15 protein-coding genes are annotated in these 14,914 nt (G+C 50.8%); 6 read left to right on the forward strand and 9 right to left on the reverse strand.

Annotated elements, in window-relative coordinates; genetic code table 11:
* The first annotated feature begins 6 nt into the window (after positions 1-6).
* Both ABDW72_RS15170 and ABDW72_RS15175 read left to right on the forward strand, forming a co-directional pair.
* The gene (locus ABDW72_RS15170) at positions 7-723 is read left to right on the forward strand and encodes an N-formylglutamate amidohydrolase (RefSeq protein ID WP_347159436.1); all 717 of its coding nucleotides are present in this window, start codon (positions 7-9) and stop codon (positions 721-723) included.
* A 281-nt stretch (positions 724-1,004) separates the two neighbouring features.
* Positions 1,005-2,036, forward strand: coding sequence for an SDR family oxidoreductase (locus ABDW72_RS15175; protein WP_347159437.1), 1,032 nt, complete (start codon positions 1,005-1,007; stop codon positions 2,034-2,036).
* A gap of 104 nt (positions 2,037-2,140) precedes the next feature.
* Here ABDW72_RS15175 and ABDW72_RS15180 read toward each other — a convergent pair whose 3' ends face one another.
* From ABDW72_RS15180 to ABDW72_RS15195, 4 genes are all read right to left on the reverse strand, one after another.
* The gene (locus ABDW72_RS15180) at positions 2,141-2,311 is read right to left on the reverse strand and encodes a hypothetical protein (protein ID WP_347159438.1); all 171 of its coding nucleotides are present in this window, start codon (positions 2,309-2,311) and stop codon (positions 2,141-2,143) included.
* Entirely contained in the window at positions 2,259-3,395 is a 1,137-nt protein-coding gene (locus ABDW72_RS15185; protein WP_347159439.1) for a cation:proton antiporter domain-containing protein, read from the reverse strand. The genes ABDW72_RS15180 and ABDW72_RS15185 overlap by 53 nt, the downstream gene beginning before the upstream one ends.
* A 345-nt stretch (positions 3,396-3,740) precedes the next feature.
* On the reverse strand, positions 3,741-4,226 hold the full coding sequence (locus tag ABDW72_RS15190; protein WP_347159440.1) for a hypothetical protein: 486 nt from the start codon (positions 4,224-4,226) through the stop codon (positions 3,741-3,743).
* Between the two features lie 12 nt (positions 4,227-4,238).
* Entirely contained in the window at positions 4,239-5,396 is a 1,158-nt protein-coding gene (locus ABDW72_RS15195; protein WP_347159441.1) for a zinc-dependent alcohol dehydrogenase, read from the reverse strand.
* A gap of 550 nt (positions 5,397-5,946) precedes the next feature.
* Between ABDW72_RS15195 and ABDW72_RS15200 the strand changes: the two genes are divergently transcribed.
* On the forward strand, positions 5,947-6,804 hold the full coding sequence (locus tag ABDW72_RS15200) for an FkbM family methyltransferase (RefSeq protein WP_347159442.1): 858 nt from the start codon (positions 5,947-5,949) through the stop codon (positions 6,802-6,804).
* A gap of 53 nt (positions 6,805-6,857) precedes the next feature.
* Here ABDW72_RS15200 and ggt read toward each other — a convergent pair whose 3' ends face one another.
* Positions 6,858-8,453: a gamma-glutamyltransferase gene (ggt, locus tag ABDW72_RS15205; RefSeq protein ID WP_430438158.1), complete on the reverse strand. Its 1,596-nt coding sequence runs from the start codon at positions 8,451-8,453 to the stop codon at positions 6,858-6,860.
* Positions 8,454-8,869: 416 nt separating this feature from the next.
* Here ggt and ABDW72_RS15210 point away from each other — a divergent pair, with 416 nt between their 5' ends.
* The 3 genes from ABDW72_RS15210 (at position 8,870) to ABDW72_RS15220 (ending at position 11,827) form a co-directional block, all read left to right on the forward strand.
* Positions 8,870-9,874, forward strand: a complete 1,005-nt coding sequence (locus ABDW72_RS15210) for an amidoligase family protein (RefSeq protein WP_347159444.1) — start codon at positions 8,870-8,872, stop codon at positions 9,872-9,874.
* The gene (locus ABDW72_RS15215) at positions 9,841-10,782 is read left to right on the forward strand and encodes a gamma-glutamyl-gamma-aminobutyrate hydrolase family protein (protein ID WP_347159445.1); all 942 of its coding nucleotides are present in this window, start codon (positions 9,841-9,843) and stop codon (positions 10,780-10,782) included. Before ABDW72_RS15210 ends, ABDW72_RS15215 begins: the two co-directional genes overlap by 34 nt.
* A 349-nt stretch (positions 10,783-11,131) precedes the next feature.
* Positions 11,132-11,827, forward strand: a complete 696-nt coding sequence (locus tag ABDW72_RS15220; protein ID WP_347159446.1) for a hypothetical protein — start codon at positions 11,132-11,134, stop codon at positions 11,825-11,827.
* Between the two features lie 202 nt (positions 11,828-12,029).
* On the opposite strand, the gene ABDW72_RS15225 is transcribed toward ABDW72_RS15220, so the two are convergent.
* The 4 genes from ABDW72_RS15225 to ABDW72_RS15240 all read right to left on the reverse strand — a co-directional run bounded on the left by ABDW72_RS15225 (position 12,030) and on the right by ABDW72_RS15240 (position 14,583).
* A complete protein-coding gene (locus ABDW72_RS15225) occupies positions 12,030-12,647 on the reverse strand; it encodes a cupin domain-containing protein (RefSeq protein WP_347159447.1) in 618 nt (205 codons plus the stop codon).
* Positions 12,644-13,192 carry an RNA polymerase sigma factor gene (locus ABDW72_RS15230; protein WP_347159448.1) on the reverse strand — a complete coding sequence of 183 codons (549 nt, stop codon included), beginning with the start codon at positions 13,190-13,192 and terminating at the stop codon, positions 12,644-12,646. Before ABDW72_RS15230 ends, ABDW72_RS15225 begins: the two co-directional genes overlap by 4 nt.
* A gap of 183 nt (positions 13,193-13,375) precedes the next feature.
* Positions 13,376-14,083: an alpha/beta hydrolase gene (locus tag ABDW72_RS15235; protein WP_347159449.1), complete on the reverse strand. Its 708-nt coding sequence runs from the start codon at positions 14,081-14,083 to the stop codon at positions 13,376-13,378.
* A gap of 131 nt (positions 14,084-14,214) precedes the next feature.
* Positions 14,215-14,583 (reverse strand): hypothetical protein, encoded by a 369-nt coding sequence (locus tag ABDW72_RS15240; RefSeq protein WP_347159450.1) that lies wholly within the window; start codon positions 14,581-14,583, stop codon positions 14,215-14,217.
* Positions 14,584-14,914 lie beyond the last annotated feature (331 nt).

Here is a 14,914-nt window from a genome sequence, read left to right on the forward strand (position 1 = left end):
AGCCCCATGCCTGTAACGTACCTCCTAACCTGTGAACACGCCGGAAACGAGATCCCGGCAACCTATGCTCCTCTGTTTAAAGGACACGAAGCAGTCCTCTACTCGCACAAGGCCTTGGATTTAGGGGCTCTGGATCTGGCACAGGCTGTGGCTGCGGAAACCGGCCTACCGCTATACGTTACTACTATCTCCCGCCTGCTGGTAGAAGCCAACCGCTCGCCTGATCACCAGGCGCTGTTCTCAGAGTATACCAATAGCCTGCCTGCAGCAGAAAAGTATACGCTGCTGCACACCTACTACTTCCCGCACCGCCGACAGGTAGAAACAGCCATAGCAGCAGCCATTGCCACCGGCCGGCAGGTATGCCAGATAGCGGTGCATACGTTCACCCCCGTGTTAGACGGCAACGTACGGCAGGCTGATATCGGCATACTATTTGACCCGGCACGTGCCCTGGAAGTAACCTTTGCGCAGCAGTTAGAAGAGAAGCTTCTGGCCTTAAACCCAGCACGGCAGGTGCTGTACAACTCTCCCTACGCCGGTACGGACGACGGCCTGCCTACTTACCTCCGAAAGAAGTTTCCGGCAGCCGCGTATGCCGGGCTGGAGCTGGAAATAAATCAGAAGTTTTTCCTTAGTGGCAGGCCCGAAGTATGGCAAGCCTTAAAAGCAGAACTGGCAGCTGCTGTGAAAGCCCTCTCCGATGCTCCAACGATACTGTAAATTCCTGTTCCTATCTAGCAAGTAAGCGGCTCTCCAATTCCGCAAAACCCTTATACCGGGCGTTCATACTTACTTGTGCGGCTTTGCACTTCTGTCCTAAACGCTCAAAGTATAAATTTAGAAAGATGGCGGATAATCTTTACAGTTGTATGCCTATATCCGGAAGGAAGTAGCTTGATTTTCTTGCAGATACGCTGCGATCAGACAACTGCACGACCGCTAAAACGCGTATGAATGTATAACAGAAGTATAAAACCCAATCTATAACAAACTTGAAAAATATGTCTATTTCATTAAAACCCCTCCACCAACAGGTGCTTGTAATTACGGGCGCCTCGAGCGGTATAGGACTTGCAACCGCCCGCGCTGCGGCAAAGAAAGGCGCAAAACTTGTACTGGCATCCCGCAACGGCAAAGCGCTGGCAGATATTGAACAGCAGATCAGAACTGAAGGCGGCGAAGCCATTCATGTGGTGGCCGACGTCGGCATTCGCGAAGATGTGCTGCAGGTTGCCGAAGCAGCAGTGCAGCATTTCGGCCGCTTCGACACCTGGATTAACGATGCAGGCGTATCTATTTATGGCAAGTTGGAAGAGGTAAGCGAAGAAGATAGCCGCCGCCTGTTTGACACCAACTTCTGGGGCGTAGTGCATGGCTCGCTCATCGCAGCCAATTACCTCAAAAGCCGGGGCGGTGCCATCATTAACCTGGGCAGCGAGCTTTCTGATATGGCAATACCACTGCAGGGCATGTACAGCGCCAGCAAACATGCTGTGAAAGGCTTTACGGATGCTTTGCGCATCGAACTCCTGGAAGATGAGGCTCCGGTGTCGGTAACGCTGATCAAACCTGCCGGCATCAACACGCCCTATACAGAGCACGCCAGGAACTACACGAACCAGGAACTGACACTGCCACCGCCGGTGTATGCGCCGGAAGAGGTTGCCAATGCCATCCTGCATGCAGCTGCCCATCCGGAGCGCGACATTTTTGTAGGCGGCGCCTCAAAAGCCATGAGCAGCACTAACAAGTATGCACCTGGCCTGATGGACTGGACCAGCAAAAAAACGATGACAAAGATGCAGCTGAAAGATAAACCGGCGAAACATAAGGCCGGCGCTTTACACCAGCACGCCGAAGATGGCCACGTACACGGCAACTACGAAGGCCACGTGATGCAAACCAGCCTGTACACACGCGCTGCCTTGCACCCGCTGATTACGGGCGCTGTAGTAGCTGCAGCCGGTGCCGCTGCAATCGCGCTACTGGGCAAGAACAGCCTGAAAGACATGAAAGAAAAGATTGAAGGGTAAAGCCCCTCATACTTGCATCAGCACAAAAGAGTACCCCGGTTATCAAATGATGAATAGCCGGGGGTATTCTTTTTATGGTGGAATGAACTTAAGCGGCCTGGCGCTTACGAACTGACTTTCTGCTTTTCAGGCTGCTTGTTGCCTGTTACCCATTGGTGATACAGCTTGGCAAAAGGATATCCCGTCAGGCCATGTACGAGAGTAGAGCCAAAAACCATCAGGCTACCAACTACCCATACTTCCTGCACACCGATCTCCTTCAGGCTGGTCATCATATAGAACAGCGCCGCTACGCCAATGGGGCCAAACCAGCCGACCAATGATCAGGTCTGCCATTTTTGGAAGCTTTTTAAGCAAAGGGCCCAAGAGCAGGATCACGGGCAGGCGCCGGAAAAGCAGTATAGCCACTACGATCCAGACCGCATTCCAGCCAAGAGCCATCCAATCAGACCAGGGCAAAATGAGGCCGAAAAGCATGAAGATAGGAATGGTGAAGATACGCCCCATAGACTCCTGCACCCCCTCCTGCTCAATATCCTCATCTTCGCCCAGCACCTGGTTAGCAGCAAAACCTGCGGCAAATACACCTATAATACCATTGCAATGGATCAACTCCAGTATGCTCAGCACAAAAAAGCCCAGCGACAGCGAGAAAGATAACAAAACAGATTTTGACATCCAGCCAGCATCGCGTGCTTTGACAAGCAGCTTACCGGCCACATAGCCGATGATCAGGCCAAACAGGATAGCAGCTCCGGTTTCCCATAAGATGGATTTCAGCAACCATTCTTCCCAGGCTTTACCGGGCTTTTGGATTAGCAGCAAAGGCAGGAATACCAGCGGAAAAGCCATGCCGTCGTTTGCTCCCGACTCAAAAGAAATGGCGTGGCGTACCCGGTCCGGTATAAGCTTTTTGGCTGTTTCGCCGGAAACTACTGTAGCAGAGATCACAGGGTCCGTCGGGGTGACTACTGCGCCGATCAGGAAGCTGAAAATCCAGCTGACGCCAAGTATAAAATGCACCAGTAGGGTAGACATAGCACACATGCCCAGCATGCCCAGTGAGAGCAGAATACCCTGCATCAGTCCGGCTTGTTTGAGGTAGTTCTTAGGAATGCGTAGCGCAGTAGCCATCAAGGCCATACTAATGGTAAGCTGCGTGGCTACCTCCATTATCTTTTCAAACGGGCCCCAGTTGTGCATATCCAGCACATTTAATACCTGCGGGCCAAGCAAAATGCCGCTCAACAGGGCTATGATGGGTTCACTTAGAAAAGATCGCTTTATCTTTTTATAAAGAAATCCTAACACCAGTACTATAAAACTTATACTGGCTAATGCCTCGGTAAAGTCTTTCATCAAGGTAGGCTTTTGTGCAGAAGCATCTTCTGCACCGTTTTACATGGGGTGCTGCAATCTGCTGAACTAAACAAGAAAGCAAAACATCGCCTGGCTCAGTCTAGCCAATTAATAGGGTAGCGATATCAAACAGCGGGAATTTGCAGGCTGATCCACGTTTCGGGTAACGGTACCGGAACTTCGAAAACAGGAAAACGAGCAAGATTCCTGCATGTTAGTTGCTGGTACGTGTATCAGCAGGTGCTGTTTCGCTGCTGCTGATACACCTGTTCAAAAAAGTAAGGCAGCTACTGGTGGGTAGCTGCCTTACGTGCGTTGTATTTGGTCACAATGTTTGCTTGCGCCTTACTTACTCTTTCGGGCCAGCAACGCTACAACGGCAGCCGTTACACCGGCATAAATGGCTATGCTCTTCAGCAAAGCGCCGCGGTTATACTTCCATTCGGCGCTCATACCCCTTTCTTTCCAGATGTTTGGGATATGGCCGTGTTTCAGGTCATCCAGGATGCCTTCTACCACATCAACGCGGTCGGCCATAATAAGCGGCAGCCAGTGTGCAAAGCTGCCTTCGCCATACTCAAACGCTTTGCGCCTGATCATCCCACTTAAGCCACTCGGCGGCTTGGAGGTGCCAAATACGGCCGTTACATTTGGCCGTTCTATACTATGCAGAACTTCTACGTCGATGGGTTGCTGCGGTGGTCTTTCCCAGTCGTAGCCGCCATGGTCGTCGTTTGCGCGTTTGCGCATGGGGTAAGTAGGGTCATTCTTCGGATCAGCGTCGATGCCCCACCCTTTAATCTGATTATAATCGATTGGTTTATTTTCCATACTTGTGCTCTTTTATATTCTGGCTGAAGGTGGAATCAGAACGGTTTTGATGCATCCATCCATTTTATCTGCAAAAATACGGTAGGCATCCGATACTTCCTCCAACGGAATGTGGTGTGTGATCATCTCTCTCGGGCTAAAAACGCCATTTTTGATGTGCTCGATCATACGAGGCAGCAGGCGCTTTACGGCTGCCTGGTTACCACGAAGCGTAACGCCTTTGTTCATGGCATTGCCGATCGGCACCATGTTTAGCGTAGGTCCATACACACCGATAATAGAGACAACGCCTCCTTTTTTCACAGAATTGATCGCCCACTGCAAACCAGTTGCCGATCCGGCCTGCATCAGCGTTTTCCGGCCGGTGATCGTCTGCAGTTTACTGCCTGCCGCTTCGGCGCCTACTGCATCGATGCAAACATCAGCTCCCAGCGAGTCGGTTTGCTTTTTCATAAAGACTACCGGATCGGAGATCGACTTGAAATTGTAGGCTTCACATTGTGCAAACTTCCGCACAAAGTCCAGCCGGTACTCTTCCTGGTCAAACACGATCACACGGCCTGCTCCAAACAGCCAGGCACTTTTGGCAGCCATAATCCCGATCGGGCCAGCGCCAAAAATGGCAACGGTATCGCCTTTCTGAATGCCGCCCATCTCAGCTGCCTGGTAGCCGGTTGGCACCACATCTGTCAGTAGCACCGCATCATCGGGGTGCATCCAATCCGGAATGATCATCGGGCCTACATCGGCATACGGCACACGGGCATATTCTGCCTGACCGCCATTGTAGCCGCCGGCAATGTGCGAGTAACCGAAAATACCGCCTACGGCTGTGGCCTGCGGGTTGGCCTCGTGGCAGTTGCCGTAGAGCTCCTGCTTGCAAAACGTACACTGTCCGCAGGCAATGTTGAACGGCACGATCACCTGGTCGCCTACTTTGAGTTTGTGTACGTCGGGCCCGATCTCTTCTACCACCCCGATAAATTCATGGCCGAAGGTTTCTCCTACGCGGGTATCGGGCACGTTGCCATTATATAAATGGAGATCAGACCCACAGATACAGGAGCGGGTAACCCGAACGATGGCATCCTGAGGATGCAGTATTTCGGGCATGGGCTTGTTGCGGTCGAGGCGCACCCGTTGGGGACCCCGGTAATTCATTGCCAGCATAAGTTTATTTCCTTCAGGTTTAGGTATGACATATGGGATGCTTAAAGTTCTTATACGGCAGTTTATAGGATAGCTATTCTAATTGCCGGACTTGGTGCATCACGTATAAAAGATACTTGTCTCTACCTTCAAAGTTTCAAAGTGGTGAAGTGTACCAAGCCGGCGGAGCAATAGCCAGTTCTTAGTTTCAGGGCTAAAGCAGCAGAAAAACATGTGAGCAGCGCTGATTTATAAGCGGATAATTGCAGCGATATCCTTAAAATTTTACTAAATAACTTCTGAATAGCGATCATACGCGCATAATTCATACTTGTGCTGCGTGTCCGTTCATAATCGGTTAACTTGCCTTTGTACGCGCAACAATGAGGATTTCTGGACAACTTGCAGACAAAGCAGCTTAGGTAACCTATGCCATAGTGATCGCCTCATAACAGGTATATAAGCGCGAGATTGGATGCTGCATTGGCTCATTTTGTGGGTTTGCGGCAGGATGTATTATAGTAGTATTTTAGCTGTAACAGGACTAACTTGCACGTTCAAAATATGGTTTATGCTGAACTTTATCCTGCGTGCTCCCCTCACCCTGGCTAGTTTATTTCGAGAAGCAAATCAGAACAAGCATTTTTCGGTAGCAGAAAAGGCTCAGGCGTTCTCCGTCTTATGTAAGCTTTTTATCAAGCAGCGTTTACGGCCACAGCAAACGGCAACGGTGCAGGTAAAGCTCTTTGGCCTTCGCTTACAGGCATACAGTTATTCTGCTCTCATTTTTTTATTCCGCGAAATCTTTCTGTACGAATCCTATTATTTTGAAGCGGAAACACCAGCGCCTTTGATTATTGATGGTGGTGCAAACATTGGCATAAGCGCTTTATACTTCAAATACCTTTATCCCCGGAGCACTATTTTGGCATTTGAACCAAATCCGACCGCCTGTGCGCTCTTCCGACAAAACATCCACAGCAACCAGTTGCAAAACGTTACCCTCGTGCCCATTGGCTTAGGAAAGCATCGGAGAGAACTATCATTTTATACCAGCGAAGTCAAAGGCAGTTTGATCGCCTCCTTTCAAAAGAACAGTTTGTTACAGGAAATAAAAGTACCCGTAGAGAAGCTTTCAGAATATATCAGGCGGTATACGCCGGAGCTGGTGAAACTTGATGTAGAAGGAGCTGAAATAGACATTGTACAAGAACTGAAGGCTGCTGGTGTTCTGGCTATCCCTACACAATACCTGATTGAATACCATCCTGCCGCTCAGGAAAGCGCTACAGCTTTTGCAGCCTTTAAACAAGTCTTTCAGGAGGGGGGATTTACTTATCAGATCCGAAACTTGGATGGTAGCCCGAAGCAGGACCTGCTGCTGCACATCTATAAATCCGGCGAGCCCACCGGGCCAGCCTCTACATAGTATAACATAAAGTCTTTTGGTTTTGGTGCTGTTCGCTACTGCATGCGGCGCATTTAAAATCCTGCGGCCGCATCGTCTCCCCTGGGGTCGGCGCCTGCTTCCAGTCTGCCATCGGGCAATACCAGGATACCTGCTGCACGGCCAATGCCGCCACTCGGTTTCGGCACGATCCGATGCCCCATGGCCCACAGCCGTAATCCAGTGCCAAAGCCCAGCGCCCCCCACTCCGACAGCACCCAATCCGGCTTCCACTGGTGGTGATAACGGCCGGCATTTACGGCGCCCTGCATCGGAAATCCATACACCGTTACGTTCAGAATGATCTGGTAAACGGTGGTGATAATGGTAGAACCTCCCATTGCGCCGATCACCATGTATAAATGGCCGTTTTTTTCCAGGATTGTTGGCGTCATGGAGCTCAGCATGCGTTTGCCGGGTGCAATGGCATTCGCCTCGCCTCCTACCAGCCCATAACTGTTAGGATAGCCGGCCTTCACACTGAAATCATTCATCTCATTGTTCAGTAAAAACCCGGCTCCGGCCACAAACACCTTCGAGCCAAAGTTACTGTTAAGCGTGGTAGTCACCGAAGCGGCATTCCCCTGAGCATCCACAATCGAGTAATGGGTCGTATGCGGGCTCTCGTAAGGTGCAGGTGTGCCTGCCGACACATCCTGGCTGCTGGTCGCTTTTTCAGCAGAAAAGTCCTTCATCCTGCTCAGGATATAAGCGGTATCCAGCAGTCCTGCCTGGGGAACGTCGTAAAAGTCCGGATCCCCTAAGTGCCTGGCCCGGTCGGCATATACCCTGCGTTCCGCTTCCAGCATCAGGTGTGCTGATTTAGCCGTGTTCCAGCCCCAGTCCTGTAGCGGGTAATGCTGCGAAATGGTCAGCAGTTGGATCAAAGCGATGCCGCCGCTGGAAGGAGGTGGCATGGAGATCACTTTGTAGTTTTTCAGCTGCGCCGCCAAGGGTTTCCGCCAGACGGCATGGTAGGCACTCAGGTCTGCTTTGCTGATAATTCCCCCGCCCCGCTTCATTTCAGCCACCAGCAGGTCTGCCGTTGTTCCTTCATAGAAGCCTGCTCTGCCGTTGTCTCTGATCCGCTCCAGCGAGTGGGCCAGGTCCGGCAGCCGAAGTGTATCGCCTTCCTGCCAGTGTTCGCTAAGTATAAATTCGGGCCGCTTGCTGTTATACTTTAAAAATTCCACCCGCTCCGCATTCAGCTTCTGTGCCTCTTTTTGGGTGAGGGGAAAGCCTTTCGTTGCCAACATAACAGCCGGCTGCACCAGCTCTGCCCAAGGCAAACTGCCATACTTCTGATAGGCCTGCACCATCCCGTCAACAGTGCCAGGCACCCCAGCGGCCAGATGCCCTTTCAGGCTCAGGTTCTGGATCACCTCCCCTGCTTCTGTTTGATACATGGCTTTGGTAGCCGCAGCAGGCGCTTTCTCCCTGTAATCGAGTGCATCCGTATAGCCATCCTTTTGCCGCAGCACCAGAAAGCCACCCCCGCCGATGTTCCCGGCATCGGGGTACACAACCGCCAGCGCAAACTGCACGGCTATAGCGGCATCTACGGCATTGCCGCCCCGCCGCAATATCTCCGCCCCTACTGCCGAAGCGAGCGGGTGCGCTGTTACTACCATCGCCTGATCGGTGACAAGGCCCTGCTCGTGCAGTTCCCTGTTGGAGCAAGCGGTTATACTTAGAAATAAAAAGAGAAAGGTAAGTTTTCTGAGAATCAAGAGCAGCTGTTTTTGGATGCAAAAGGACTTCTATAGTCTTTACCCAAAAGGCGGGAGCTAGGTTGAGAAAGTAAGTGTTTTTGCAGCTAGCCTGCTATTATCTCCTACATGTAAGAATAGCACGACCGTAAGCTGCGCCACGTGCACCAGGTTGAGGTTTAAGAGGGCGTTCACGTCTGGGCTCTCCTTCTTGAGCTTACGTGTATACCTATGGCATTTTGTTGGCGGGAGGCTGGATAATCCTACAGAAAGTTTAACCTGCCAGCAGAACCGTATGCTGCCACGGACGTTCTACTTAAACATCAGATTTGAAAACTATGCCATTCAAACAGCCTCCTATACTGTATAACGAGCAAGGCAACGTGCGCACCGTTGGTTTTGAGCTGGAGTTCGCTAATGTGGGGATAGATAAATCAGTGGAGCTGATCCGGGCCTTATATGGAGGAACAGTGCAGAAAGAGAGCCGCTTTAAGCAGCAGGTAACAGGCACCAGCCTGGGCGATTTTACTGTGGAGTTCGACCTGACCCTGCTCACAGAAAAGCGCTACAAAAAAGCCTTCGAAGCATTTAACATCCAGCTGGAAGATGTGAAACTAGGAAACGGCACCCTGGAGGATGGGGTAGAAAGTGCGCTTGAAAATATCATTGGCAAAGTATTTCCTTATGAGATCGCCTGCCCCCCGGTGCCGTGTACACAACTGGAGCAACTCGAGCAATTGCGGGAAGCACTGTATCAGCACAAAGCGGAAGGAACAGAAAATTTTCCGACCAATGCATTTGGCACGCATATCAACGTGGAAGCACCCCGCCTCGATGCCCCAACGCTGCTACAGTACCTGAGAGCTTTTCTGGTGCTCTACCCCTGGTTACTGCAACTTGGCAAAACAGACCTGGCGCGCAAGCTCAGCCCGTTCATTAATCCCTACCCGGCAGCTTACACCAACCTGGTTCTGGACGCCGCTTATCAGCCGGACCTGGAAACATTTATCCGGGACTATCATACGCATAACCCCGACCGCAACCGGCCACTGGACATATATCCATTGTTTGCTGCTCTGAAAGAAGACCTTGTGGCGCAGTTTGAGAATCTGGGTAAGGTAAAGCCACGGGACACGTTCCATTACCGGCTGCCAAACAGCTCCATTGCCTTGCCCAACTGGACGCTGGCCGAAGAATGGAACCACTGGGTATTGATAGAGGAACTGGCATCTGACCAGGATATGACGGCGGAGCTGAGCCAGGAGTACCTGGCCCTTAAAAAAGAGACTCTTATCGGGTTCGAAACCAAATGGATCAGGAGAACAAAAGAATGGCTATCCTGAAGCAGCAACATAAGATCAACCGCGGCAGGCCCACCATCGGCATTACGGGCCCTGACAAAGGCGGCGAAGCGGCCTGGCTTTTTACGGCCTTTGCGGTATTACTAGCCGGAGGCAAGCCGGTGCACATCACCCCTGCCCGCCCCCGCACTGCCGACGGCCTGCAGGCCCTGATCATTGGTGGCGGAGCTGATGTAGACCCCTGCACCTATGAGCGCGAGCATTTTATTGACAGCTACCTGCAGGAAACCCTAAAGCATCCGCATAAAAGCTTCTGGCAGCGGATCGGGCATTTTACCCGCTGGCTATACTATCCGGCCTTGTTCTTTGTACGGAAACTACTAAGCCGCAAACTCACCTTCGGCCTGGACCGTGCCCGGGACCACCTGGAGCTGCAACTGCTGGACCAGGCTGTGAAAAAAGACCTGCCGGTGATGGGGATCTGCCGTGGAGCACAACTGCTGAACGTGTACTTCCGTGGCACCCTATACCAGCGCATTGATACCTTTTATACGGAGGAGCCAAACCGGGCCAGCATTTTCCCGGTGAAGCAGGTTTTTATACAGCCGGGCAGCAAGCTGGAGAAAGTGCTGGGCACACGCCAGCTGCAGGTAAACGCGCTCCACAAGCAGGCAGTTAAAGCACCTGGCAACGGCATCGAAATTGTAGCCAGGGAGCCTAACGAAGTAGTACAGGGCATTGAGCACAGCACCCTGGATTACATGATCGGGGTACAATGGCATCCGGAATACCTGCCGCAAAAGAAAATTCACCGCCGCCTTTTTCAAGCGCTGGTGCAGCAGGCACGCAAGGTTAGCCAGCAGATTGAAGACCACGACCTGCAGGATGCATTGGCTGGTCCAGAAAGCGATGTGCTGCAGCACCTGGAGGCTCCTACCGGAAAAAGCTAGACAGCACAAAGGCAAATACCGGCGCCAGTTCTGTTCAAGCCGGTTAGAAGCGGCTTGCTTAAAGTATAGCACTTTTTCAATTTCTATTAGTTGCGGCTATACTTGCTTAGGTATATTGCTCCGATTTTAGATATTGGAATCTAATTCCCAATATAGGAACAGAACAATATTCTATTTCCTTTTTCACATTTCCTCCTGCGCACTTCCCTAATTTTATTTAACATGTAAAACGCTCAAGATCAGCATAAGTATAATATTAATTATATATAGTAAGTCCTTGTTAAGGTGACTTGCTCCCCAACTGGCATACTTCTTTCATAGCTGGGTATATAGCTTAAAACAATCGGTTATGCCTGCCTTGAAAGAAAGTAAAATAGAGGATTTTGCCTTTGATTACCTCAACAAGTATTATTGTACATTATACCAAACTGAGAAATTGTATGTTGCAAAAGAGCAGCAGACAAAAAAGGGTCATATTGCCAGCGGCATTTTTGTCTGCCAGGTAGAAGAGCAACACGCCTTTATAGCTTCCCTTAAACTAGACCCCTCTGCGCAATTGGCAACGCTGCTGGTTACCTACAAAAAAGACGGCCTGAGCAAGTTGCGGTTTATGACAGCGTTCGCTGGTTTTGCCGCCGGTTTTTATTGGGGAGCACAAACGGACACCGGCCTGTGGGCAGGAGTTCTGTCGGTTGCCCTTGCTTTAGCTAGCTTTATAGTTCATTCAATTCTGGAGCAGAAATGGCTTAAAAGAAAGGTCAAAACAATGGTGGAGGAGCTAAAGAAACAGCCGGCAGACCAGCAATGGCTTGGGCTCTCCGTTAGCAGCCTTTGCTTCCGGAACAACTACCTGGGCGATTACCTGCTGGAGCTTTGCAAGAAACGTGGTATCGGCATCCTGACAGTTGGGAAAAGAGCCAAAGTGGTGGTGGTGCAGGAGCCCAAAACCATTATCTGTCGCAGGGGCGATTTCCTTTCATACTACCGCTCGGAAGCGCAGATCCGGACGAGCTTGCAGAAAGGCCTTTACCTGCGCGTAGCCTAAACCGGAAAAAAACTCCACGTTTCAAGAGGAACGGATAGCCTGTTTATACTTGTCAGGAACAGCTAAAGCTGCCGGTTCTATTTCGGCTGCTGCTGTACACATCATGCATTCTACAGCCGCCGCTACAAACAGCAGTATAAATTCTATAATCATACCGCCTCTGTAAAGTCAGCGAAGTATAAAGTAGCGGAAACGTGCCGGATCAGTTAACGAGCAGGCGCTGCAGAACCACTTTACAGGCCACATCAGACGTAACCTCTACCATATGTGGGGTATGGAGCGGCACTTCAAAATAGTCGCCGGGGGACAGGTGGTAGATTTCTTCTCCGGCAATAATCCGGCAGGTACCTTCCAGAATCAGAAAGCGCTCATACTCGTCCTCGTGCACTTCATCATCAGCCTTGTCTTTGATCCAGACAATAGCCGTAGTAGCAGCAGGCGTATAGCCAATGATGCGGGCGTAAATATCATCCGCATCGGAGGGCAGCACCATCTCTGCCTGTTGCAGCCAGGAGGCATAATCCTCCGCACGAGAATCCGGCGTCAACACAGGAGGCGCCACCGGCAGTTCTCCCTGTCGCATGCGCTCCATGTAATCGATGGTAGCCAGCACCAGCGGCTTCACCACATTGCGGGGTGTTACAGCCTGCGCCAGGGCGTAGTGCTCCAGGGCCAGGCTGATGGCCTCTATCTCCTGCCGTATCTCAGAATGTGCCGCCGCCATTTGTTCTACGGTGGCAGTTTCTTCCGGTGTTGTAGCCCCCATCACGTACAGCTCCAATACTCCGGACTGAATAAAATCTGCGATAGGGTCCTTCATGCTGATCTTTCTGCTTTTAAATGTAGAAATACCTGTTTTATACTTGTTTTTAATCTCGCTTCGGTCATGCCCAATGTTGCTGCGGCTTCGGTGCAGTTACAGCCTTTCAGGTACAATAGTTCCAACAGTAGCTGTTCCTGGGGTGCTAGCTGGCAAGGTATATTTTGCCGGGCATTCAGGTGCTGTAATTTACCCTCTTCCGGATCCTCTGAGCCTGCCGGAGCCGGTTTTTCTGAGTTAGCAGCTGCGCGGCTGGTTGCCAGCATGTCCAGCGCCATGCTGCGGGCAATAGTGAGCCCCCACAGGAGAAAGCTGCTCTTTGCCGCATCGTACAGGTTAATGCGCGACCAGACGGCGACGAACGTTTCCTGCAACACGCTTTCGGCCAGTTCTTTGTCCGGCACAATACGGGAAATCACCCCCATCAGTACCGGTGCATAGGCATCATACAACTGACTCAGCGCCTCCTGCCTGCCCTGCCGGAGGGCCTTCAGCAGGCGCTTCTCTGTTTCTCCCTGAAGAATTATTCCTGATGTTGATGTCATGATGCTATTTCCGGTCAGCTTCGTATTGTTTTGCAGGTAGCCGTTTTACAAATCTACTGCAAAATAGTTCGCTAACGTGCTACTGCTCAAACGTACTCCAGCAGGTGCGCCAAACACAATTGGAATAACTGCTACCAAATAAACGACAGAACCCGCACTATAGCAAACTATTACCGGGCATCTTTATACTTTGGTCTGGCTGTTGCCGGTAAACCACGCTATAGCACGGGCTGCGATAGCAGCCGGAACTTCGTGCTTTCCATCAAACTCGGTATAGGTGACGGCTAGTTGCTGCTGCTGCAGAAGCGGGACAATGCGCCTGCTGCAGGAGTCAATGGGTAATACTTGATCATGAGTGCCATGCGATACAAAGATGAAGGGAGCGCCATACTTCTCCGGGGCATAGGCAAAGCCCGGCGAAAAAGCGATCACATGCGTAAAGAGGTCTCCGTTTGTCAAGCCCAGACTCAGCGCATACGATGCACCATCTGAAAAGCCTCCGATGGCGAGCCGGGCAGGGTTAAGGGTATACTGCGCAAACACAAGGGCAAGTGCCCGGTCTATAACCGCCACATCTTGCCCATAAGCTTTGTCGGCAATGATGTCCCAGGAATAAGCTTTAGAAGCCGGGGCAATCAGAATAATGTTTTCTTCTTCGGCATACCGCTGGAGGAGCGACAGCCCCTGTTCCGCCGGTGCGCCTGCACCGTGCAGCACGAGCGCCAGTGCCGCAGGACGATCGGAACGGTACTGCCGGGAGATGTAGCGATACCCGCTTTTCTTCCCATCTATATACAAGGGCGATACACCTGTTGTTATCTCCTGGCTGCTCACCGGGTCTCCTGGTCGGGCTGTTAACCGGCCTGTTTTATACTGCTTGCTTGCTGCCATCTAATCTTCTGCACTTAAGTATAAACATGTTTATTCCTACGGCAAATTGCAGCAGGCATTTGCCCGCTTACTCCCCTTTCTAAACAAAAAAGGAGCCCTGAGCTCCTTTTTTGTTTCTATGGTAGGCTGTGCTAAAATCTGTCAGATGTATTAGCTTGACCAGCTTCTTCGAAATGTGACGCTTGTTTAATGGTCTTTTCTTTGCCGTTAGCGTCTTCGTAGGAGCGCTCCTCCACTTCTATCGATAACGTTTTACCTTTCAACTCCTTTGAGTCAACGTCGGTTTTTTCAATGCCGGTGGCCTTCAGGAAAGCTGCCAGGATCGGCTGGCCAGGTTCGCTCAAATAAAAACGCTGGTTGATAAACCCATCTTCATTTTCGAAGCGGCAGTTAATGAACGGTACGTCCTTATTCTCGCTTCGTCCGTCTTCCACTTCTGTAACAGTGACAACATGCCGGCCTTCCGGCAGGAATGGCTTTTCATTTATATGCAATTTCATAAGCTATTTCTTTTTTATACTAATGTGATACGCAAAACTTATGCTTCGGTTTTTAAAAAGTGGCGTATTCATGATCTTTTTACTAAATTAATTAGCAATAAGTATAACATCACCGCTGCTGCTTTCCTAAAAGCAGCAGCGGTGATGTTTGCCGGACCCGCGTTTCCAGCGATCAACTTTCATTCATATTTACTTTTTAGCACCCATACTTTAGCATCTGAAGCACATACCTGCTTTCTTTTTTTCATCTTTGTCTACCTCAACCATTCTGCCCCAGGTTGTGTTACTCACGAGAAATACCTGGAATGAAATCGCGATCGCCTGGCAGGCA

Origin of the sequence: Pontibacter chitinilyticus (genome assembly GCF_039748935.1) — a bacterium.
GTDB lineage: Bacteria > Bacteroidota > Bacteroidia > Cytophagales > Hymenobacteraceae > Pontibacter > Pontibacter chitinilyticus.